Origin of the sequence: Affinirhizobium helianthi (assembly GCF_042680945.1) — a bacterium.
Lineage (GTDB): Bacteria > Pseudomonadota > Alphaproteobacteria > Rhizobiales > Rhizobiaceae > Neorhizobium > Neorhizobium helianthi.
Map to the genome: position 1 here is coordinate 102,674 of NZ_JBHUEQ010000004.1, position 21,570 is coordinate 124,243.

Genomic DNA, 21,570 nt, shown 5'->3' on the forward strand with positions numbered 1-21,570 from the left:
TCAGACAGACGGTTCTACGGAACTTGTTACGCGATTGGCGGCAGGCTTGTGCCGGAACACCGGCACGCCCTTCAGCCAGAGGCGCAACGCCTCCCAATGGATGCCCGCCATGACCTTCATGGTCATCAACGGGTAGGTGATGAATGCGCGGGCAAGAACTCTGTCCGTCAGATCGCTACGGTTGCCCACAAAGCTTGCAAAGAGCAGATCCCCCTCCGGATCCCGCTCGTTGATCGCCACCTTCACTTTGCTCTGAGGTGGCAGAATATCGAATTCGTAGGTGCAGTCCATGGGCACGAAGGGCGAGACATACATGGCCTTGGCGCAGGCGTGGCGAATGGCGCCGCCAGCCGAGGTTTCTGCCGGAATGATATAGGTGTGGCGCTCGTTGAAGGTGTTGCAAACCTCATAGAGCAGGGCGATCAGCCTGCCGTCTTCCTTCTCGCAGAAATAGACCGTGAGCGGATTGAAGACATAGCCGAAAATGCGCGGATAGCAGAGCACGCGAATGCGGTCCGGGTGGGCGGCGATGCCCCCCTCGCCCAGGCGCTCTTCCACCCATGACCGCAGGCTCTTGGCTTCGCCGGTTCCGTGGTCCTTGTCGTAAAAGCTGAACAGAGCGCGCCGGTTGTGGCCAAACAGCTTCAGCCGCGCCGAAAGGCCAGCCAGTTCATCGAGATCCAGCAACAGGGAAAACACGCTGTAGCGCAACCGATGCTGCTTTGGTCGATGGCGGGCATGGACGACCGTGCCGAAGTAGATGGCAGACTGGATCATCATTCCGCCGCCGCCAGCAGGGGGCTTGTGAAGATGCGGCCCGATTCGTTTTCCACCTGCCAGGGGCGACGCGTGCCGGTGGCGGCTTCGGCCGCGGCAAGGCCCGCCTGAAGACCGTCTTCATGGAAGCCGCTGCCAAAATGCGCGCCGCAGAAGAAGGTGTTGCGACGGCCTTGCAGCTCCCAGATATCGCGCTGGGCATTCATGGCCGCCATATCGAACAGCGGATGGCTGTAGTTATAGGAAGCGATAATCTTGTCCTCGCGGATTTCGCGGCAGGCATTCAGCGTGACGAACATATCGTGGCGCGGCTCAAGATCCTGCAGACGGTTCATCCAGTAGGTCACGCAGAGCGGTGCGCCTTCGCGATCCTTCTTGCCGCCGATATAGTTCCAGCTGGACCAGACATTGCGGCGCTTCGGCATGAGGCGCTCGTCCGTGTGCAGCACGGCGACATTATCGGTATAGCGGAAGGAGCCGAGAATGCGGCGCTCAATGGGGTCCGCATCCGCCAGCATGGCGAGCGCATCATTGGCATGGGTGGCGATGATGACATCATCGAAGCGATCCGCATGGCCGGAGCAATCGGTGACGATGACGCCGTTCGCCAGACGCTCAATGCGGGCAACCGGCGAAGACAGGCGAATTTCGCCTGCAAAATCTGCTGCGATGCGCGCGACATATTCGCGGCTGCCACCCGTGACGGTGCGCCAGCGGGGACGGCCCTTGAGGAGGATCAGACCGTGATGCACGAAGAAGCGGATGAAGGCGTGCAGCGGATAGGCGCGCATATCGATGGTCGTCATGGACCAGATGGCGGCACCCATGGGCAGCAGGTGATCCTCAATGAAGGCCTGCGAGTAGTTCTCGCGTTCCAGATATTCGCCGAGCGTCAACTGTTCGAGATCGCGGCGGCTCATCAGCCCTTCCGCTTCCTTGTAGAAGCGCAGGACATCCGACAGCATCCGCCAGAAACGGGGACGCAGCACATTCACCTTCTGGCCGAGAATGCCCTTCAACCCGGTGCCGGAATATTCGAAGCGACCGTCATCGATGGAGGCTGCAAAGCTCATATCCGAGGCTTGCGTCTCGACGCCCAAATGCTCGAACAGCGCCACGAGATTGGGATAGTTGCGGTTGTTGAAGACAATGAAGCCGGTATCGACCGGAACATCGCCATAGGGCGTAGGCGCAATCGCGGTATTGGAATGCCCGCCGAGCCTCTCTTCGGCTTCATACAGAACGACCCGGTTGGAACGTGACGCAAGCCATGCGGCTGAAAGACCGCTAATTCCTGAGCCTATGACGGCGATGCGACGATTTCCTGCCGAGTGTGAAACCATTTTCAACTTCCGTTGTTTGAACATGCTTGATCTATACGCCGGGGAGCGAAAAACGGATCGTTCCTCGAAATTTCTTTTCTCCGGTGATCCGCCGCTACAGCCAAGGCGTAACACCCGGCATGAGCTTGACTGTTTCCATCTTGGCAAGGACGTGCCACAACGAACAACCAGCGGCGGTGGCGCCGCGTGCACGCGTTCAGCATGGCCAGCGGATGAAACGGACTGATTTACATTCGAAGGAACAAGACCTTACCACGTCTGAGCTTTCCCGCCTCCTGCTTCTGGTAGGGCGGGACAGGGATGTCGCTGCTTTTGAGGTTCTGTTCCGCTATTACGGGCCACGCGTTCGCTCCTTCATGTCCATGAAGACCCGCGACATGCAGCTGGCGGAAGAGCTGATGCAGGAAACCATGACAGCCGTCTGGAACAAGGCGGTGCAATTCGATCCCGCCCGAGGCAATGTTTCGGCCTGGATCTTCACCATTGCCCGCAACCAGCGGATCGACGCATTCCGCCGCAAGCGGCCCGTTTTCGATGAAAACGATCCGGCTTTCGTAAGGGACGACGTGGCCCCCGCCGATGTGGAAATGGAAGGCCGCCAGGACGCCGAGCTGCTACGCAAGGCAATGGATACGCTTCCGCCGGAACAGCTGGATGTTCTTAAACGGGCATTCTTCGAGGAAGCTTCGCATTCGCAGATCGCTGAAGACATGGGCATACCACTTGGAACCGTAAAATCGCGCATTCGCCTCGCGTTCGAAAAACTGCGCACATCGCTGGAGGCTTTGCGATGAAGGTGAATCATCAGGTGAGCGACGAGCTTCTGCTCGATTATGCATCCGGCAACCTTTCCGAAGGCTGGAGCCTTGCCGTCGCAACGCATCTGGCCCTTTGCCCGGAAGCAAGACGCCGGCTGGATGCCATTGAGGGGGCAGCCGGTGCGCTGTTCGACAAGATCGGTGCCGCCGGTTCCGTGACCGATTCCGACTGGGAGCGCATGAAGGCTCGGCTCCACGGACAAACGAGTCAGGTGCAAACGACACAGGGACGCACGCCCCAGGGACGCACGCCACACGTGGCGCAAGGCTCGCCTGTGCGTGCCAGCGAAGGGGTTATTCCCGAGCCGCTGCGTTCCTATGTGGGTGGCGATGTTTCAAGCCTGAAATGGAAGGCGCTGGGCCGTGGCGCCTATCAGATACGCATTGATACCGGTGATACCGAAACGCAGGTGCGCCTGCTGCGGATTCCCGCTGGCAAGCCGGTGCCGGAACACACCCATGATGGCCGCGAGCTGACGCTCGTTCTGGCTGGCAGCTTCCACGATGGTGAGGCGCTGTTTGCCCGCGGCGATCTGGAAGAGGCCGATGGCAGCCTTCTGCACACGCCGACGGCGACAGAAGGCGAGGACTGTATCTGTCTTGCCGTGACGGAAGCGCCGCTTAAATTCTCAAGCTGGATCGTACGGATGATCCAGCCGATCCTGAAGATCTGATGAAATAGAAAGGGCGACGCAATGTCGCCCTTATCGGTTAGTGAGGAAAGCCCCCATGTTCGTCTACGTCGTCGCTTATCTCGCAACCGCAGCCGTGTTCTTCGGTCTCGATTTCATATGGCTCGGCAAGGTCGCAACCGGCTTCTATCGCAGCCAGCTGGGCGATTTGATGCGCGAAAAGCCGGATTTCGTCGCTGCCGGTATCTTCTACCTGATCTATGTGGCGGGCATCGTCTACTTCGCGGTGCAGCCCTATCTTTCCGGCGGCAGCGTGGGGCAGGCTTTTGTGGCGGGCGCCATTCTCGGCCTGATTGCCTATGGCACCTATGACATCACTAATCTCTCGACGCTGAAGAACTGGCCGCTTCTGATGAGCCTTGTCGATATGGCCTGGGGCACGGTTCTCAGCGGCACGGCGGCCGCGCTCGGTCTGCTCATCACCCGCAAATTCATAGGGTAAGCCGCTTCTGGAACATTCCATGATCACTTCTGTTCGGTCGGTCATCACCCGTACCAACAACAGGAGAGTTTCATGGCAGACAGGGACCCGACAAGCGCCGGGGGTGACCGCCTCAGCCCAACCTATGGCAGCATGAGGCCGGAAGCGCCGCGTGCGTCCGCCACATCGTCACCGCCGCAAAACCAGCCACAGCCAAAAACTCAAACCGATCTTCGCCAGCAGGTGCAGGAAGATGCCCACGTCCTTGGCGACATGGCCAGGGAGCAGATGCACCAGGCCAGCGCCAAGGCGCAGGATATGGCCGAGGAGCAGAAGGGGTATGCCGCCCAGCGTGTTGCCGGAATAGCGGATGCCATAGAACGGGTCGGCTCCGAGCTGGAGCAGGGCGAAAACCGCGACATTGGGCGGATGACCCGCCAGATGGGGCAGAGCGTTCAACGCTTCGCACAGGACATCAAGGGCAAGAGCATGAGCGAAGTGGCCGGTATGGCGGAAGATTTCGGTCGTCGCCAGCCGCTGGCCTTTCTGGGGCTTGCTGCCATGGCGGGCCTGGCGGCAAGCCGTTTCGTCAGCGCTTCCGCCAGCCGACAGGCCGGTTCCAGCCACTCCGGCGCACCCTCGACGCGGGTGCCCTCATCCCATGCGAGCGCCTCTGCGTCCGCCTCCACACCTTCAGAGAGCCGCAGCGCCGCACCCGCCGCAACACTGAACACTACGGGAGCATCCAATGTCTAACACGGCCGATAATCGTCCCCTCTCGGAGCTCGTGACGGGCCTCGTTGCCGATGTCTCCGGGCTTTTTCGCAAAGAGATCAATCTCGCCAAGGCTGAGGCTTCCGAAAAAGTGACCCGCGCCATGACTGGCGTGGAAATGCTGGCAGCGGGCCTCGTCTTCGCCATCGGCGCAATCGGCGTATTGCTGGCAGCCGTGGTGAACGGCCTTTCAGCCCTGCTGCTTTCCATGGGGTTTGCCGAACGCAATGCCGATGCGATTGCCGCCGTTGTCGTGGGCGTCATCGTTGCCCTGATCGGCTGGGGCATGATCTCGCGCGGCCTGTCCGTACTCAAGGGAAACACCATGAACATGGATCGCACCGCGACTTCGCTGCGTCGTGATGCCCAGGTGCTGAAGGAGAGAACCTGATGTCTTACACGAGCGACGCAAGACCGGAAGAAATTGAACGCGAAATCGAGAAGGATCGTGAAAGGATTGGCGCGAAGCTGGATGAAATCCAGAGCCGCATGTCACCCGGCCAGCTGATCGACGAAGCGCTTTCCTATGCGAAATCGAGTGGCGGCGGCGAGTTCCTCTCGAACTTCACGACTTCCATGAAGACGAACCCTATTCCTGTAGCGCTGATGGGTGTCAGCCTTGCCTGGCTCATGTCCGGGCAGAAAGCGGCCCCTGGTGCCGACACGCATGAGACGGAGCATCCGCTGGCTCCCGTGACAGGCCCGGTTCGCAGAACGGGTCCGGTTCAGCAGGATGGCATGCATCGTTACAGCCATTTTACCGATGAAACCGGCAGCCGCTTCAAGGCGCTGACGGATGAAACGGGACGGCGCGCGGGCCATTTCACCGATGAGGCGGGCCGGAGCTATCGGGGCTTTGCCGATAAGGCCGGTCGCCAGATGCATGATATTCGCGACGAAACCGGCAAGCTTTTTGACGAGGCATCCGGCTGGATTGCCGCCTCCTGGCGGGATCTCAAGCATTCCGCCGCAAGAGCTGGCCGGCATGTGACGGAGGCTGGCCGCTCCGCCGGTAAAACCTCGATGGACATGGGGGCCTCCATGCGCGATTCGGCCCATGTGCTGAACGAGACCATCATGCGCCAGTTCCGTGACCAGCCGCTTGTCGGCGGCGCCCTTGCCTTCGCCGTGGGGGCTGCCATTGGCGCGGTATTGCCTCGCACAGATCGCGAGGACGAGATGATGGGTGAAACGGCGGATCAGGTGAAGGGTAAGATGGCTACCCAAGCGTCCAGCGCCATGGACCGTGCCGAAACGGTTGCCACGGATGTTTCACGCTCCGCCGCGGCAGTTGCTTCCGATGTTCATGCCGCCGCCAAGGACCGCATCACGGAAGAGGCGCGGCAGTTCAAGCCAAAGGAAAGTTCAACCCAACCCTCCCGTCCGCACTGAAGATGATGGACGACTGCAACGATCGGGGCCCGTCAAGCGTTGACGGGCCTTATTCCTTTGATGGGCAGGATAATGGACACGACCCGAAAGCTTGAGCTGCTTGCCCGTGCCGGATATGCGGCGCGGGGCCTCGTTTACCTACTGGTTGGCCTCATGGCCATTCTCGGCAGCCTGGGTGGGGGCAGTCCGGACTCCAAATCGGCGCTTCAACTGGTGCTGGGCCAGCCGCTGGGCCGGGTCTGGCTCGGCATCGCGGCCATTGCCATGGTGGGCTTCATTCTCTGGCGCCTTCTCCAGGCGCTCGGCAACGCCGACCACCACCCGGACGATCTGAAAGGCTATGTGGTGCGGGCGGGCCTTCTGGTGAGCGCCGCGACCTATGGCGGTCTGGCGATTTTCGCCGCGCGCCATGCACTGAACCTCGGGGGGCAAGCCTCCGGCGACGGTTCGAGAAGCTGGACTGCCTGGCTCATGCAGCAACCGTTTGGCCGCTATCTCGTGGCCTTCGTCGCCCTCTGCATTCTGGGCGCAGGCGTGGCGCATATCGTGAAAGCACTCACCAGAGGCTATCATCGTTATCTTTCCTTCGATGCCCGCACGCATTCCGGGCTCGACCTGTTTTGCGTTTATGGCCTTGTTGCAAAAGGCTGCGTCTTTCTCATCATCAGCGTGTTCTTCTTCTATGCGGCATTCACCGTGGATCCGGATCAGGCGGGCAGCATGGCTGACGCGCTGAGCTTTGTGCGTCAGTTGCCTTTTGGCGCAATCCTCTATGTTTTGATGGGGCTTGGCCTGTGCAGCTTTGGTTTCTATAGCTTTATAGAGGCGCGCTACCGAAGGGTTGTGCCACCGAGTCTGGCTGAGGCGCGAAGCGCAATGCCGATCTGACCGTTTCAAAAAGGACAGGGAAACTGAATGCTGCAAAGTAAGGTGACGCGGTCTTTTCTGGAACGTTTGCGCGGGCTGGAACCCGTTACCCTCATTTCCTTCGCGATTCTTGCCGGCGGACTTTTCCTCTTTGCCAATCTGGCCGGGGAGGTGATGGAAGGCGATACGCATGCCTTCGACGAAACCCTGCTGCTTCTGTTGCGACAGGCGGGAAATCCGGGTGAAACCATCGGTCCGCCGTGGGTTTCCCACGCCGTGAAGGATATCACGGCGCTGGGCGGCGTGACTGTGCTGTCCTTGATGACCGCAATCACCACCGCTTATCTTCTTCTCTCACGCCGCTTCAGCATCGCCGTGTTCACGCTCTGCTCGATCCTCGGTGGCTGGATGGTCAGCTCCATTCTCAAGATCGCCATTGCGAGGCCCCGACCGGACATCGTGCCGCATCTGGTGGATGTCAGCGATCTCAGTTTCCCAAGCGGCCATGCCATGCTGTCCGCCGTGACCTATCTCACGCTCGGAGCCTTGCTTTCGCGAACGCAGAAAACACCCGCAGCCCGCTTCTTCATGATTGGAACGGCGCTCTTCCTCACCCTCATCATTGGAATGAGCCGCATTTTCCTCGGCGTTCATTACCCGACGGATGTGCTGGGCGGCTGGTGCGCGGGCGCTGCCTGGGCGGTTGGCTGCTGGCTGGTTGCACGGCGCTATATCTCCGCCAAGCCGGAGCCTGAGGCGTAATTCGGCCAAGGAAAAGTGAAGAAGCCAAGGTGCCGATCTGTTTCAATCAAATTTTGGGCGCTTTGCTCATCCGCCAGATACGCCGGACGTTGATAAAAATGATTCCGTCACAAGATGTAGGACACCTTATCACATCGGTTTACCGGTAGACTTCGCCAATAGAAATTTTGGACGGGTATGGCGGACAGAGAGGGATTCGAACCCTCGATACGCTTTCACGTATACACGCGTTCCAGGCGTGCGCCTTCAACCACTCGGCCACCTGTCCTTGATCCAAGGGCTGCAACGGTTGTTTCGCGAAGCAGCGGTCGGGGCGGATATATACCGATGATTTTCAAAGGATCAACCCGCTTTTGAAAGATTTATGACTCCACCCACAGCCGAACCTCTTGCAGCCCCCCTGCAGGCCCGATTGCCAAGCCTCTGAGACACGTATAAGTTTGTGAAATCACGGCCAGTTTTTGTGCTGAAGGGACCGTTTATGGCCTTTTTCTTTCGTTTCCTCAGCCTTCTTTGCCTGCTGGCGGCTATTGCCGCAGGCACGGTGGATTCCATTGCCTCCGTTGCGTCCTCCCGAGTCACGCTGACCAGTTTCGAGACGGATTGGATTTCGCTGAGCGCTTCCAGCCTCGCACTGGTAAAGCAATGGGTGGAATACTACATTCATCCCGAAGTCTGGCGCAGCGGTGCAGCTCTCGTGATTGCGCAACCGGCATTTGCCGTCTTGCTTGGTCTTTCGCTTCTTTTCTGGATGATCGGCTACAGGCGTCGTCGCCCCGAGCCGCTGCTCATGTAAGCAGTTTTACCCCAAGCCCGCATGCGCCATATTGAAGGAGGTTCACGTGTTTCTCATCGATATGTTCAACAAGAAGACGGTCATGCCAACCAGCGATACGGCGCTGCCGGGACGGGAAGAGCCCTTGCCGACCGCCACGCATCACTTCGTCAACGGCAATCCGCTGAAGGGCTCGTATCCTGACCATCTCCATGTGGCCTATCTGGGCATGGGCTGCTTCTGGGGTGCCGAGCGGCTGTTCTGGAAAATCCCGGGCGTTTGGGTGACGGCTGTTGGTTATCAGGGCGGCATTACCAAAAACCCCACCTATCACGAGACCACAACCGGCATGACCGGACATGCCGAAATTGTGAAGGTCGTCTTCGACCCCTCCGTGGTGAGCTACGAGACCCTGTTGAAAACCTTCTTCGAGGAGCATGATCCGACCCAGGGCATGCGCCAGGGCAATGACATCGGCACCACCTATCGTTCGGCGATCTACACGACCACGCCGGAGCAGCTCGAAACCGCCAGAGCCACAAGGGATCGCTTCCAGCAAGCGCTGCAAGCCGCCGGTAAAACCTCCAAAATTACGACGGAGATCGCTCCTGCCGAGGAGTTCTATTATGCGGAGGATTACCATCAGCAGTATCTGGCCAAGAATCCGGGCGGATATTGTGGTCTGCGCGGCACCGGCGTTTCGTGCCCGGTGGGTGCTTAACCGGCACGATGCTGAAGCGGGTGCCGCCCTCTTGTGCAGTGCTGAACAATAGTTTGCGCAGCATTTCTTCAAGTCGGGCCTTTTTTACCAGATGAAAAATTTCTGGTGAATTTCGATTGAAGCCATGCAAGGATAAGGCCTCGCCAGGCATAATGAAAAACGCTGGCATCCGCAGAAAGGCCCTGATGGGCGTGCGGGGGGACCCATGATGAACTGTAAAAATAATAGGGCTGCACGATGAAGAAATCGCTTCTTACTCTCCTTGCGATGGCCGCGCTTTCCACCACGGCACTGGCTGCCGATGTGAAGCCGGCGCTGGTTTATGGCACCGGCGGCAAGTTCGACAAATCCTTCAACGAGGCGGCCTATCAGGGTGCCGAGAAGTTCAAGAAGGAAACCGGCACCGATTATCGCGATTTCGAACCGACCAGCGATACGCAGGGCGAGCAGGCTATCCGTAACTTTGCCTCCAAGGGTTTCAACCCGGTTGTGGCTGTCTCCTTTGCCTGGACATCGGCCATGGAGAAGGTTGCCGGAGAATTCCCTGACACCAAGTTCGTAATCGTGGATTCCGTCGTGAACCTGCCGAATGTTCGCTCCGTCGTCTACAAGGAAGAAGAAGGCTCCTACCTCGTTGGCGTTCTGGCGGGCATGGCATCTAAATCCGGCAAGGTTGGTTTTGTCGGCGGCATGGACATTCCGTTGATCCGCAAGTTCGCCTGCGGCTATGCGCAGGGTGCGAAGGCGGCCAATCCGAAGATCGAATATCTTCAGAACATGATCGGCACCACGGGCGCTGCATGGAACGATCCGGTGCGCGGCGGTGAGCTGACGAAGAACCAGATCGACCAGGGTGCAGACGTGATCTACGCGGCAGCGGGCGCAAGCGGCCTCGGTGTGCTGCAGACCGCAGCCGACAACAAGAAATACTCCATCGGCGTCGATTCCAACCAGAACCACCTGCATCCGGGTTCGGTTCTGACCTCCATGGTCAAGCGCGTCGATCTGGCTGTTTACAATGCCTACAAGGACACGGCTGACGGCAAGTTCTCCGGCGGCATCCAGAGCAATGGTGTGAAGGAAGACGGCGTTGCCTACGCCCTCGACGACAACAATGGCAAGCTGATCACACCTGAAATGAAGACTGCGGTTGAAAAGGCCAAGGCGGACATCATTTCCGGCGCCGTCAAGGTTCACGACTATATGTCGGACAACAGCTGCCCGATGTAAGAGAGAACAAGGGGCGTATGGTGTCATTTGCATCATACGCCCTCTTCATGTCCGGTTTCCGGGAAGAAAGGCAGTGCGCGTGAGCCAGCATCCAGCGATCGAACTGGTGGGCATCGACAAGAGTTTCGGTGCCGTTCATGCCAACAGGAACATCAATCTGAAGGTGGAGAAGGGGACGATCCACGGCATCATCGGCGAGAACGGTGCCGGGAAATCCACGCTCATGTCCATCCTCTACGGATTCTATCAGGCCGATAGCGGTGAAATCCGCATCAATGGCCAGCCGCAAACCATTCGCGATAGCCAGGCAGCCATTGCCACGGGCATTGGCATGGTGCACCAGCACTTCATGCTCGTCGAAAATTTCACCGTGCTGGAAAACATCATGCTGGGCGCCGAGGGCGGTCAGTTGCTGGCCAAAGGTGTTACGGCAGCGCGCAAGGAATTGAAGCGCCTTGAGGACGAATACGACCTGAAGGTGAACCCGGACGCGGTTGTCGAGGATCTGCCGGTTGGAACTCAGCAGCGTGTGGAGATCCTGAAGGCGCTCTATCGTGGCGCGGATATTCTGATCCTCGATGAGCCGACCGGCGTTCTGACACCGGCCGAAGCCGATCACCTGTTCAAAGTGCTGAAGGTGCTGCGCGACCAGGGCAAGACGATCATTCTCATCACGCACAAGCTGCGCGAGATCATGGCCATCACCGATGAGGTCTCCGTCATGCGGCGCGGCGAGATGGTTGCCACCTGCAAGACCGCTGAAACGACCGTGGAAGAGCTGGCAGAGCTGATGGTGGGCCGTCGTGTTCTTCTGCGCGTGGAGAAGGGCGAAGCCAAACCCGGCAAGGTGCTCTTGTCAGTCAGGAACCTGACGGTGAAGGACAGCCGCGGCGTCATCATGGTCGATAATGTTTCCTTCGATGTGCGGGAAGGGGAGATTGTCGGCATTGCGGGCGTGGCCGGAAATGGTCAGTCGGAACTTTTGGAGGCCATAGCCGGAATTCGAAAACCCTCTTCCGGGGAAATCCTGATCGATGGCAAACCCATAGCCGGGTCCGATCCGGCGCGTCTTCGGGAGCTGGGTCTTGCCCACATTCCGGAAGACCGGCACCACATGGGCCTCGTCTTGAAATTCGAAGAATATGAAAACGCGGTGCTCGGCTATCACCGCGATCCGAAATACGGCAAAGGTGCGCTGCTCGATCTGAAGGCCATTGAAGCCGAGGCCGTGGAGAAGATCGAGAAATACGATATTCGCCCGCCGAACCCGCATTTGAAAACGGCCAACTTCTCTGGCGGTAACCAGCAGAAGATCGTGGTGGCGCGCGAGATCGAGCGCGACCCGAAGGCACTGATCATTGGCCAGCCGACACGCGGTGTCGATATCGGCGCTATCGAATTCATTCATCGCCGTATCGTGGATATGCGCGATGCCGGGAAAGCCGTTCTTCTGGTTTCTGTCGAGCTTGACGAAATCCGCTCCCTGTCCGACCGCATCATTGTGATGTTTGCAGGCAAGGTTGTGGGCGAGAAGACCGCCGATACGGGCGAGCAGACGCTGGGCCTGATGATGGCAGGGATTGCCGCATGAGCGGGAAAAGCCGTTTTTCGGAGCCTGGCTCCATCACAATTTTCATTTTCAGCAATGAGCCGTCGGGCGCGGACGTGACTTCCCACGGGCTTTTGCTTTTCAGGACAAACTGCCCATGAGCACCGCGTCGGTACCTCTGCCTAACTGGATCACCTTCGGATTGATGCCGCTGCTCAATCTGATCGTGGCCCTTTTCATTTCCGGCGTCGTTGTCTGGTGGATTGGCGAGAACCCGATCGAGGCGCTGAGGCTTCTCGTCGAAGGCGCGCTCGGCCGTGGCGATGCGATCGGCTTCACGCTGTTCTACACCACAAGCTTTATCTTCACCGGCCTCTCCGTGGCGGTGGCCTTCCACGCAGGTCTGTTCAATATCGGTTCCGAGGGGCAGGCCTATATTGGGGGTCTGGGTGCAGCACTCGTAGCGCTTTCGCTCGATCATTATGTGCCCTGGTATGTAACCATGCCGTTTGCCGTGATCGGCGCTGCGGTTTTTGGTGCCGGTTGGGCCTTTATTCCCGCCTGGCTTCAGGCCAAGCGCGGCAGCCATGTCGTCATCACTACCATCATGTTCAACTTCATCGCTGCGGCCCTGATGGTGTATCTGCTGGTGAATGTGTTCATCGTTCCGGGCAAGATGGCGCCGGAAACACGCACCTTCCTGCCGGGCGGGCAATTGCCGAAGCTGGACTGGCTGATGGCGCTCTTTGGGGCGAAGCTCGGCCCTGCGCCCTTCAATGTCTCCTTCATCATTGCACTGGTGATGTGCTTCCTCGTCTGGCTGCTGATCTGGCGCACCAAGCTTGGCTATGAAATGCGTACGCTCGGCATCAGCCCCTCGGCGGCCGTCTATGCGGGCATTCCCTATTCGCGCACGGTCATCATCGCCATGCTCATTTCCGGCGGTCTCGCGGGCATGATGGCGCTCAATCCGGTCATGGGAGCCTCGGCCCGTCTTCAGGTGGAATTCGTCGGCGGGGCAGGCTTTGTCGGCATCGCGGTGTCACTCATGGGCCGTAGTCATCCGGTGGGGATCATCTTTGCGGCGCTGTTGTTCGGCATTCTCTATCAGGGGGGCGCCGATCTTTCTTTCGAGATGCCCAATATTACCCGTGAAATGATCGTGGTGATCCAGGGTTTGGTGATCCTTTTCGCCGGTGCTCTGGAATATATGTTCCGGCCGGCCATGGTAACGCTGTACCAGCGTTTCAAACGAGCCTGAGGAGGACGTCATGGATTTCTTCGATATCGTCGTCAGTATCCTCGGCTCGACAGTGCGTCTGTCGATCCCCTTGCTGTTCACCGCCCTTGCGGGTCTGTTTTCCGAGCGTGCGGGTGTCTTCGACATCGGCCTGGAAGGAAAAATGCTGGCTGCGGCCTTTGCCTCCGCCTGTGTTGCCTATGTGACCGGAAACCCCTGGCTCGGCCTTCTGGGCGGCATTGGCGTTTCCATCTTCTTTTCGCTGATCCACGGCTTTGCCTCGATCACCAATCGCGGCAACCAGATCGTTTCCGGCGTGGCGCTGAACTTCGTGGCAGCGGGCCTGACCATCGTTCTGGGGCAAGCCTGGTTCGGACAGGGCGGCCGAACGCCCCAGCTTGCGGGTGACGCACGCTTTTCGCCGATCATCCTGCCCTTTGCAGATGCCATGCGAGATGTGCCCTTCATTGGACCGCTCTATGCCAATGTCATTTCCGGCAACAATATTCTGACCTATCTTGCCTTTGCGGCCGTGCCGATTTCCTGGTGGGTTCTCTTCCGCACCCGGTTCGGCCTGCGCCTGCGTGCCGTGGGGGAAAATCCCGGCGCCGTCGATACGGCAGGCATTTCCGTCACCTGGCTTCGCTATCGCGCGGTCATCGTCGCAGGCTTCCTCTGCGGCTTCTCCGGTGCCTATCTCGCGATTGCGCAGTCGGCTGCCTTCATCAAGGATATGTCGGCGGGCAAGGGCTATATCGCGCTTGCGGCCCTCATCTTTGCCAAGTGGAAGCCGGTTCCGGTGATGTTTGCCTGCCTCCTGTTCGGTTTCCTCGATGCTTTTGCCAACTTCATGCAGGGCAAGGCCGTGCCGGGAATCGGTGAAGTTCCGGTACAGATTTTCCAGGCGCTGCCCTACATCCTCACCTGCATTCTGCTGGCAGGTTTCATTGGCATCGCGCATCCGCCCAAGGCCGGTGGCGTGCCCTATACGAAGGAGCGTTGAGTTTTCATGTCCCACGATCTTTTCGAAGCGGCACGCGATGCAATGTCGAAGGCCTATGCGCCTTACTCCAAGTTTCCGGTCGGCGCGGCGATCCGCGCCGATGACGGCAAGGTCTATGTGGGCGCAAACATCGAGAACCTGTCCTTCCCGCAAGGCTGGTGCGCCGAGCCGACCGCCATTGGCAACATGGTCATGGGCGGCGGTCGCAAGATCGTGGAAATGGCCGTAATCGCGGAAAAGCTGGCACTATGCCCGCCCTGTGGCGGCTGTCGCCAGAAGATCGCAGAATTCGCCGGGCCCGACACGCGGGTTTACCTCTGCGATGAAGTGGGCGTTCAAAAGACCATGACGATGGAAGAACTGCTACCATTCTCCTTCAAGACAGAGATCCTCGGATGAAATCGGTTATCGATCTTCTGGTCGATCGCTTCGACGGCCTGATGCCGCGTCACGCCATTGTTCTAGGCTCCGGGCTTGGCTCGCTGGTCAGCGAAATCGCCGATCCGATCCGCCTCTCCTATTCGGAACTGCCCGGTTTCCCGATGAGCGGTGTGACGGGACATGCTGGCGAACTGGTGGCGGGCATTCTGGGGAAGCACCCTGTCATCATGCTGTCCGGTCGTGCCCATTACTATGAGTATGGCGATGCGGCGGCCATGCGCTTTCCCATCGAAGTGCTGCAGGGTTTGGGTGTTCAATCGCTCATCCTGACCAATTCCGCCGGATCGCTGCGTGAAGACATGCCGCCCGGCTCGGTGATGCAGCTGACCGACCATATCAACTTTTCCGGCATGAACCCGCTGATCGGGACCGGCGGGGATCGCCGCTTCGTGGGCATGACCAACGCCTATGACGAAGCGCTATCTCTCAGCATTCGCAACGCCTCGATCCGGGCGGGAACGCCCCTCTTCCAGGGCGTCTACATGTGGTTCTCTGGTCCCAGCTTCGAGACGCCCGCAGAGATCCGCATGGCCCGGCTTCTGGGCGCGGACGCCGTTGGCATGTCCACCGTGCCGGAGGTGATCCTGGCCCGGCATGTGGGCTTGCGGGTTGCTGCCTGCTCCGTCATCACCAATTATGGAGCGGGCATGACCGGAAACGAATTGTCGCATGAAGAGACAAAGGAAATGGCGCCGAAGGGTGGAAAGCGGCTGGCCGAAATTCTAAAACTGATGTTCGGACAGGAACAACTCGCCTGAACTGTGACTTCGCTGACTGAGTGAAGTCGTCTTAGTCCCCAAGCGCACCGGGTTGCGCGCCTAATCGATTAAAGGTTAAAAATGCATTCTCCGACGAAGCCGGGAGGGATCACCATGGAACTGCTGAGCCCGCGTGAGGTTGCCGCTTTTGCGCTGTCACTACTTGATCTGACCAACCTGCGCGATGACTGCGATTCCGGCGCGATTGAAACGCTGTGCAAACGCGCACAGGGACCGAACGGCCATAGCGCGGCCATCTGCATTTGGCCGCGCTTTGTGGCGCAGGCGCGTGGCATTCTTGGCAGCTCCAGCCCTGTCCGCATCGCAACCGTGGTGAATTTCCCCTCCGGCAATCTTGCCGTGGAGACTGTCGTTGCGGAAACCCGCAAGGCGATTGAAGACGGTGCGGACGAGATCGATCTCGTGATCCCCTACCAGAAGTTCATGGCCGGCGATGAGGCAAGCGTGAGCGAGATGGTGCGTGCCGTGCGCGCAGCCTGCCCCAAGGCGTGCCTGAAGGTCATTCTGGAAACCGGCGAGCTGAAAGAGGCTGGTCTGATCCGTCGGGCCTCGGAGCTGGCAATTGCCGAGGGCGCGGATTTCATCAAGACTTCCACCGGCAAGGTGCAGGTCAATGCCACTCTGGAGGCCGCGGATATCATGCTGCAAGCCATTCGCGACAGTCGCCGGAAGGTTGGTTTCAAGCCCGCCGGAGGCATATCCACCGTTGCGGATGCCGATCTTTACCTCAGGCTTGCCGAGACAATCATGGGCGCAAACTGGTTGATGCCGTCCACCTTCCGCTTTGGCGCATCCGGCCTTCTGGACGATATTCAGGCGGTGCTCAACGGATCGAGCGCTCCACGCCCATCGAGCGGATACTAAGCCCATGCTGATGCAGGAAATCATTCGTCGCAAGCGTGACGGCCAAACCCTTTCCGTCGAGGAAATCCGCGAACTCATCGCAGCGCTGACGAACGAGACCATGACCGAAGGGCAGGTTGCTGCCTTCGCCATGGCTGTGTTTTTTCAGGGAATGAGCCGTGAGGAAACCATTGCGCTGACGCTTGCCATGCGCGATTCCGGTGAGATTCTGCAATGGGAACGCACAAGACCGCTGTGTGACAAGCATTCGACAGGCGGCGTGGGCGACAATGTGTCCCTGATGCTGGCCCCCATTGCCGCGGCCTGTGGCCTTTCCGTGCCGATGATTTCCGGGCGGGGGCTCGGCCATACGGGCGGCACGCTGGACAAGCTGCAATCCATCCCCGGCTACCAGATCATGCCCAGCACGGAGATGCTGCAAAAGACGATCAAGGATGTCGGATGCGCCATCATCGGCCAGACGAGCAGTCTGGCGCCTGCCGATCGCCGCCTTTATGCCGTTCGCGATGTGACGGCCACGGTGGACTCCATCCCCTTGATTACCGCGTCCATCCTTTCCAAGAAGCTGGCGGAAGGGCTGGATAGCCTGGTGCTGGATGTGAAGTTTGGCAATGGCGCCTTCATGCAGAAACCCGATGACGCCGAGGCGCTGGCCAAGGCGCTGGTGGAAGTGGCCAACGGCGCCGGGGTCAGGGCGTCCGCCATGCTGACCGATATGAACGAACCTCTCGCCGATGCGGCGGGCAATGCGCTGGAAGTGGTTCACTGCGTCGAGTTCCTGGAAGGCAAGAAGGAAGGCACGCGGATTGAGACCGTAACACTTGCCTTTGCAGCGGAAATGCTTCTGCAGGTGGGTGTGGTGGATAGCCTTGAAGCAGGCCGCGAAAAGGCGAAGAAAGCCGTGACCACCGGTCGCGCATTGGAGAGCTTCGCGCGCATGGTGCATGCGCTGGGCGGCCCGATGGATTTCGTGCGTCACCCGCAGGATCACATGTTCCGCGCTCCCTTCATCACCGCCGTGACCGCCCCGGAAGCGGGGTACCTCGCAGCCTGCGACACACGCGGCATTGGCCTTGCCATCGTCGAGCTGGGTGGCGGACGTCTTCGCCCCTCCGACGAGATCGATCACCGCGTCGGGCTGGATCGCATTCTTCCGCTCGGAACAAGGGTCGAGAAGGGCGAGCCCATTGCCTATGTTCATGCGGCCGATCAGGAATCCGCTGACCGCGCAGCCGCACGGGTTGCCGGTCTTTACACGCTGAGTGATGTTCCGGTGCTGGCGCGTCCTGTCGTTGCGAAGAAGATAAGCTGAGTGAGAGCATTTACCTGAGAAAAGTGTGCAGCGGTTTTCCGACCGGGAACGCGTCATAACAAAGAGTTAGAGCATTTTCAGGAAAAGTGTGCGGCGGTTTTCCGTCCGGAAATGCGTCATAACAAAGAGTAGTTGTGTTCTGTTCTGTTCGATACGGCAACGCTCTATGGTGTGAGGCGCATGGATGAGCCTTCGACCTGAAAGGCGGAGAGCCGTTTCAGGAAGGTCATGCCGATCAGCGTGCCAGACAGGGATTCGTCCTTCAGCACCATGGCGTCCACATTACGGACGCGAATCGCGCCAATCTCGACCCGCTCAAGCCTGACGAGGGCGGCCTTGGTCGTGCCATTCGCTGTACCAATCGAATGGCGGTAATCCAGCGCATTTCCGGTGAAGCCGAGGCGGCGGGCCGTGGTTTCGTTGATGGCGATGGAACTGGCGCCGGTATCGATCATGCCCTCCACCGTTTTGCCGTTCAGCTTGAAATTTCCCCGGAAATGGCCGCGTGCATCTGCGCTGAGCAGAACCGATCCGCCACCAGCCTTTCCGGGCGCGACGGAAATCTCCATGGTCTGCTGCGGGGCGTCCACGATGTCGGGCGAAGCGGTTTCATATCGCATCAGGTAGGGGACCTGGGAGGCGACTATGGCGATGCAGACGAAAAACAGGAGAGGGCGCAGCATGAGACATCCGGATGAAGATGCTGCCAGAATGTCGCGGAAAGGCTGAATGGAAAATGCCCGGCCGCTTACGCGCCGGGCATCCTTGGCAATAGGGTTAAGGCAGGCTTACTTTGTGCCGTACATCCGGTCGCCAGCATCGCCGAGACCAGGCATGATATAGCCCTTCTCGTTCAGATGGCTGTCGATGGAGGCCGTGAAGATCGGTACATCCGGATGGGCTTCACGGAAATTGCGAATGCCTTCGGGCGCTGCCAGCAAGCAGAGGAAGCGAATATTCTTCGCTCCGCGCTCCTTCAGTTTCTCGATGGCTGCAATGGACGAGTTGCCGGTGGCCAGCATGGGATCCACAACGATGACCAGACGTTCCGACAGCGCTTCCGGCGCCTTGAAATAATATTCGACCGCCTGCAGCGTTTCATGATCGCGATAGACGCCCACATGCGCCACGCGCGCGGCTGGCACCAGTTCCAGCATGCCTTCCAGCAGGCCGTTTCCGGCACGCAGAATGGAGGCGAAGACCAGCTTCTTGCCTTCCAGAATGGGAGACTGCATTTCGGTGAGCGGTGTTTCGATGGTTTCCATCGTCAGCTCGAGATCACGCGTGACCTCGTAGCACAGCAGGGTGGAAATTTCCCGCAGCAGGCGACGGAAGCTCGATGTCGAGGTTTCCTTGCGCCGCATGATGGTCAGCTTGTGCTGCACCAGCGGATGATCGATCACTGTCACGCCGTCCATGAGAACCTGCCTTCGCTCTTCTTATTTCTCTTATTCTCTCTTCATCTACGGAAACGCGGCATACCGCAAGCGCTCAAGGCGCCCTCAGGCCAGGTTTGTGTCACGATCCCCAACCGCATCAACTGCTTTGTCGAACCGGGCAAGCAGAGCCTGCCGTGTCGCTTCATCCACGAAGGCACTTTCAAGCGCGGTTCGCGTCATCCGGTTAATCTGAGCGGTGGAGAAGTTCATGATCGAGGCCGCCACTTCATATTCGCGTGCAAGCGAAGTGCGGAAGAAGGGTGGATCATCGGAATTGATGCAGACGCGCACGCCAGCCGCCACCAGCTGCGCCAGCGGGTGGCTTTCGAAATCCGGGAAGACATTCAGTGCGACGTTGGAGCCGGGGCAGACTTCCAGAACCACCTTTTCCTCCACCAGCCGCTGCACGAGTTCTGAATCCTCAATGCAGCGAACGCCATGACCGATGCGCGCCGGACGCACCAGATCGAGAGCATCGCGCACGCTGAAGGCACCGCACACTTCCCCCGCATGAATGGTGAGACCAAGGCCCGCATCCCGCGCGATATCGAAGGCTGGCGCATAATCTGCTACCCGGTTCATCCGCTCTTCGCCGGCCAGATTGAAGCCCGTGACCAGAGGGTTTCGGCATTTGGCGGCATAGCGTGCAGCATTGATGACGCTTTCCGGGCCGAAATGCCGCTCGCCCGTCACGATGATGCGGGTCACGATGCCATGCTTCTCTTCGGCGGCGTGAATGCCTTCACAGATACCGTCCAGATAGGCATCCGCGCCCAGGTCGATCCGGTCGCCATGGTCCGGCGAGATGATGATTTCGCTATAGATCGTGTTGGCGGCGGCGAGTTCCGCCAGATAGGTTTCGGTGAGAAGAGCGTAGTCCTGACGCGTCCGGAACAGTGCGGCCACGCGATCATAGGCTTCGATGAATTCGGCAAAATCCGTCCAGGCATAGCCATCGCCCTGCATGAAGCTTGCCGGATCGACGCCGTAGCGTTGCGCCTGCGCCAGCGCCAGCGCGGGCGGGGCTGCACCTTCAATATGGCAGTGAATTTCGGCTTTCAGCAGATTTGCCGTCAAAGGAAGCTCCGTCCGTGCTTTCCCGGAGCAATGCCGAGATGGTTTGCAATTGTTTCGCCAATATCGGCAAATGTGCTGCGAAGGCCGATGGAGCGCGGTGGAATGCCCGGCCCGAATGCGAGAACCGGCACGCGCTCGCGGGTGTGGTCCGTGCCCCTCCAGGTCGGGTCGCAGCCGTGATCGGCAGTCATCACGAGAAGGTCACCCGGGCGAAGCTTGCGGCTGACCTCGCCGAGCCGCCGGTCGAATGCCTCCAAGGCGGCGGCATAGCCTGCCACATCGCGCCTATGGCCGTAAATCATGTCGAAATCGACGAAATTGGTGAAGACCAGATCGCCATCTTCCGCTTCATCCATAGCCTGCAGCGTTGCATCCATGAGCGCCATATTGCCATTGGCTTTGATGACGCGGGTTACGCCTTGATGCGCGAAGATGTCGCCCACTTTGCCGACGGCGTGGACCTTTCGCCCGGACGAGACGAGCCGGTCCAGCAGGGTGGGTTCCGGCGGCAATACCGAATAATCGCGCCGGTTGCCTGTACGTTCAAAGGTTTGCGGTGTTTCACCGAGGAAGGGACGGGCGATAACACGCCCGATGTTCAGCGGATCGAGGAGCCGACGAACGATCTCGCAGAGTTTCAGCAGGCGCTCCAGCCCGAAATGCGTCTCATGCGCGGCAATCTGAAAGACGGAATCGGTGGAGGTGTAGCAAATCGGCTTGCCGCTGCGAATATGCTCTTCACCCAGCCGGGCGATAATATCGGTGCCGGAGGCATGACAATTGCCCAGAATGCCGGGAAGTTCGGCTTCCTGGCAGATCGCCTCGACGAGATCTGGCGGGAAGGCATCCCCTTGTGCGGGGAAATAACCCCAATCGAAGCTGACCGGGACGCCTGCCAGTTCCCAATGGCCGGAAGGCGTATCCTTGCCGCGCGATATCTCGTTCGCGGCACCGTAAAGGCCGAAGGTCTTGCCTGGGACCGGCATGCCCGCGGGAAATTCTCCCGTGGCAAGCTTTGCCGCATGGACAAGCCCCAGCGCTGACATATTGGGCAAGCTCAGCGGCCCCTGGCGAAGACCGGGGCGATCTGCCGCGCCAGCCGCACAGAATTCCGCGATGTGACCGAGCGTGTTGGACCCGAGATCATTGTAGTTTTCCGCGTCACGCGCGCCACCAATGCCGAAAGAATCCAAAACGAACAGGAAGGCTCTTGCCATTCATCTACCCAGATCTGACCCGGAGGGAGGTTGCCATCTCAGCACAGCTTCACCCATGGGTGGATGTGTGCAGTTCC

24 protein-coding genes and 1 tRNA gene are annotated in these 21,570 nt (G+C 59.3%); 18 read left to right on the plus strand and 7 right to left on the minus strand.

Annotation, left to right across the window (positions count from 1 at the left end; all coding sequences use genetic code 11):
* Positions 1-780: a DUF1365 domain-containing protein gene (locus ACFSE1_RS03835; protein WP_377396773.1), complete on the minus strand. Its 780-nt coding sequence runs from the start codon at positions 778-780 to the stop codon at positions 1-3.
* Entirely contained in the window at positions 777-2,120 is a 1,344-nt protein-coding gene (locus ACFSE1_RS03840; protein ID WP_377396775.1) for an NAD(P)/FAD-dependent oxidoreductase, read from the minus strand. Before ACFSE1_RS03840 ends, ACFSE1_RS03835 begins: the two co-directional genes overlap by 4 nt.
* 212 nt (positions 2,121-2,332) lie before the next feature.
* Here ACFSE1_RS03840 and ACFSE1_RS03845 point away from each other — a divergent pair, with 212 nt between their 5' ends.
* The 8 genes from ACFSE1_RS03845 (at position 2,333) to ACFSE1_RS03880 (ending at position 7,846) form a co-directional block, all read left to right on the plus strand.
* Entirely contained in the window at positions 2,333-2,914 is a 582-nt protein-coding gene (locus tag ACFSE1_RS03845) for a sigma-70 family RNA polymerase sigma factor (RefSeq protein WP_377396777.1), read from the plus strand.
* On the plus strand, positions 2,911-3,612 hold the full coding sequence (locus ACFSE1_RS03850; protein ID WP_377396779.1) for a ChrR family anti-sigma-E factor: 702 nt from the start codon (positions 2,911-2,913) through the stop codon (positions 3,610-3,612). The genes ACFSE1_RS03845 and ACFSE1_RS03850 overlap by 4 nt, the downstream gene beginning before the upstream one ends.
* Before the next feature lie 55 nt (positions 3,613-3,667).
* A complete protein-coding gene (locus ACFSE1_RS03855; RefSeq protein ID WP_377396781.1) occupies positions 3,668-4,072 on the plus strand; it encodes a DUF2177 family protein in 405 nt (134 codons plus the stop codon).
* A 72-nt stretch (positions 4,073-4,144) separates the two neighbouring features.
* Positions 4,145-4,807 (plus strand): nutrient deprivation-induced protein, encoded by a 663-nt coding sequence (locus ACFSE1_RS03860; protein WP_377396783.1) that lies wholly within the window; start codon positions 4,145-4,147, stop codon positions 4,805-4,807.
* On the plus strand, positions 4,800-5,216 hold the full coding sequence (locus ACFSE1_RS03865; protein WP_377396785.1) for a phage holin family protein: 417 nt from the start codon (positions 4,800-4,802) through the stop codon (positions 5,214-5,216). The genes ACFSE1_RS03860 and ACFSE1_RS03865 overlap by 8 nt, the downstream gene beginning before the upstream one ends.
* Positions 5,216-6,217: a DUF3618 domain-containing protein gene (locus ACFSE1_RS03870; protein WP_377396787.1), complete on the plus strand. Its 1,002-nt coding sequence runs from the start codon at positions 5,216-5,218 to the stop codon at positions 6,215-6,217. Before ACFSE1_RS03865 ends, ACFSE1_RS03870 begins: the two co-directional genes overlap by 1 nt.
* A 72-nt stretch (positions 6,218-6,289) precedes the next feature.
* Positions 6,290-7,105, plus strand: a complete 816-nt coding sequence (locus ACFSE1_RS03875) for a DUF1206 domain-containing protein (protein ID WP_377396789.1) — start codon at positions 6,290-6,292, stop codon at positions 7,103-7,105.
* Between the two features lie 27 nt (positions 7,106-7,132).
* Positions 7,133-7,846 (plus strand): phosphatase PAP2 family protein, encoded by a 714-nt coding sequence (locus tag ACFSE1_RS03880; protein ID WP_377396791.1) that lies wholly within the window; start codon positions 7,133-7,135, stop codon positions 7,844-7,846.
* Between the two features lie 178 nt (positions 7,847-8,024).
* Here the strand turns inward: ACFSE1_RS03880 and ACFSE1_RS03885 are convergent.
* Positions 8,025-8,114: transfer RNA gene (locus ACFSE1_RS03885), tRNA-Ser, on the minus strand.
* Between the two features lie 213 nt (positions 8,115-8,327).
* Between ACFSE1_RS03885 and ACFSE1_RS03890 the strand changes: the two genes are divergently transcribed.
* From ACFSE1_RS03890 to deoA, 10 genes are all read left to right on the plus strand, one after another.
* Positions 8,328-8,642 carry a hypothetical protein gene (locus ACFSE1_RS03890; protein WP_377396793.1) on the plus strand — a complete coding sequence of 105 codons (315 nt, stop codon included), beginning with the start codon at positions 8,328-8,330 and terminating at the stop codon, positions 8,640-8,642.
* 46 nt (positions 8,643-8,688) lie between these two features.
* Entirely contained in the window at positions 8,689-9,342 is a 654-nt protein-coding gene (gene msrA, locus ACFSE1_RS03895) for a peptide-methionine (S)-S-oxide reductase MsrA (RefSeq protein ID WP_377396795.1), read from the plus strand.
* Positions 9,343-9,579: 237 nt separating this feature from the next.
* A complete protein-coding gene (locus ACFSE1_RS03900; protein ID WP_377396797.1) occupies positions 9,580-10,572 on the plus strand; it encodes a BMP family lipoprotein in 993 nt (330 codons plus the stop codon).
* A gap of 79 nt (positions 10,573-10,651) precedes the next feature.
* The gene (locus ACFSE1_RS03905; protein WP_377396799.1) at positions 10,652-12,163 is read left to right on the plus strand and encodes an ABC transporter ATP-binding protein; all 1,512 of its coding nucleotides are present in this window, start codon (positions 10,652-10,654) and stop codon (positions 12,161-12,163) included.
* A gap of 115 nt (positions 12,164-12,278) precedes the next feature.
* The gene (locus ACFSE1_RS03910) at positions 12,279-13,382 is read left to right on the plus strand and encodes an ABC transporter permease (protein WP_377396801.1); all 1,104 of its coding nucleotides are present in this window, start codon (positions 12,279-12,281) and stop codon (positions 13,380-13,382) included.
* 10 nt (positions 13,383-13,392) lie between these two features.
* The gene (locus tag ACFSE1_RS03915) at positions 13,393-14,364 is read left to right on the plus strand and encodes an ABC transporter permease (RefSeq protein WP_377396803.1); all 972 of its coding nucleotides are present in this window, start codon (positions 13,393-13,395) and stop codon (positions 14,362-14,364) included.
* Between the two features lie 6 nt (positions 14,365-14,370).
* Positions 14,371-14,763, plus strand: a complete 393-nt coding sequence (locus tag ACFSE1_RS03920; protein ID WP_377396805.1) for a cytidine deaminase — start codon at positions 14,371-14,373, stop codon at positions 14,761-14,763.
* Positions 14,760-15,563, plus strand: a complete 804-nt coding sequence (locus tag ACFSE1_RS03925) for a purine-nucleoside phosphorylase (protein WP_377396807.1) — start codon at positions 14,760-14,762, stop codon at positions 15,561-15,563. The genes ACFSE1_RS03920 and ACFSE1_RS03925 overlap by 4 nt, the downstream gene beginning before the upstream one ends.
* A gap of 114 nt (positions 15,564-15,677) precedes the next feature.
* Positions 15,678-16,448, plus strand: coding sequence for a deoxyribose-phosphate aldolase (gene deoC, locus ACFSE1_RS03930; RefSeq protein ID WP_377396809.1), 771 nt, complete (start codon positions 15,678-15,680; stop codon positions 16,446-16,448).
* Between the two features lie 4 nt (positions 16,449-16,452).
* A complete protein-coding gene (deoA, locus tag ACFSE1_RS03935; RefSeq protein ID WP_377396811.1) occupies positions 16,453-17,760 on the plus strand; it encodes a thymidine phosphorylase in 1,308 nt (435 codons plus the stop codon).
* Positions 17,761-17,924: 164 nt separating this feature from the next.
* On the opposite strand, the gene ACFSE1_RS03940 is transcribed toward deoA, so the two are convergent.
* From ACFSE1_RS03940 to ACFSE1_RS03955, 4 genes are all read right to left on the minus strand, one after another.
* A complete protein-coding gene (locus ACFSE1_RS03940) occupies positions 17,925-18,443 on the minus strand; it encodes a TIGR02281 family clan AA aspartic protease (protein WP_377396813.1) in 519 nt (172 codons plus the stop codon).
* Positions 18,444-18,548: 105 nt separating this feature from the next.
* On the minus strand, positions 18,549-19,178 hold the full coding sequence (gene upp, locus ACFSE1_RS03945; RefSeq protein ID WP_377396815.1) for a uracil phosphoribosyltransferase: 630 nt from the start codon (positions 19,176-19,178) through the stop codon (positions 18,549-18,551).
* Positions 19,179-19,262: 84 nt separating this feature from the next.
* Positions 19,263-20,276 (minus strand): adenosine deaminase, encoded by a 1,014-nt coding sequence (locus tag ACFSE1_RS03950; RefSeq protein WP_377396817.1) that lies wholly within the window; start codon positions 20,274-20,276, stop codon positions 19,263-19,265.
* Positions 20,273-21,493, minus strand: coding sequence for a phosphopentomutase (locus ACFSE1_RS03955; RefSeq protein WP_377396819.1), 1,221 nt, complete (start codon positions 21,491-21,493; stop codon positions 20,273-20,275). The genes ACFSE1_RS03950 and ACFSE1_RS03955 overlap by 4 nt, the downstream gene beginning before the upstream one ends.
* Positions 21,494-21,570: the final 77 nt, after the last annotated feature.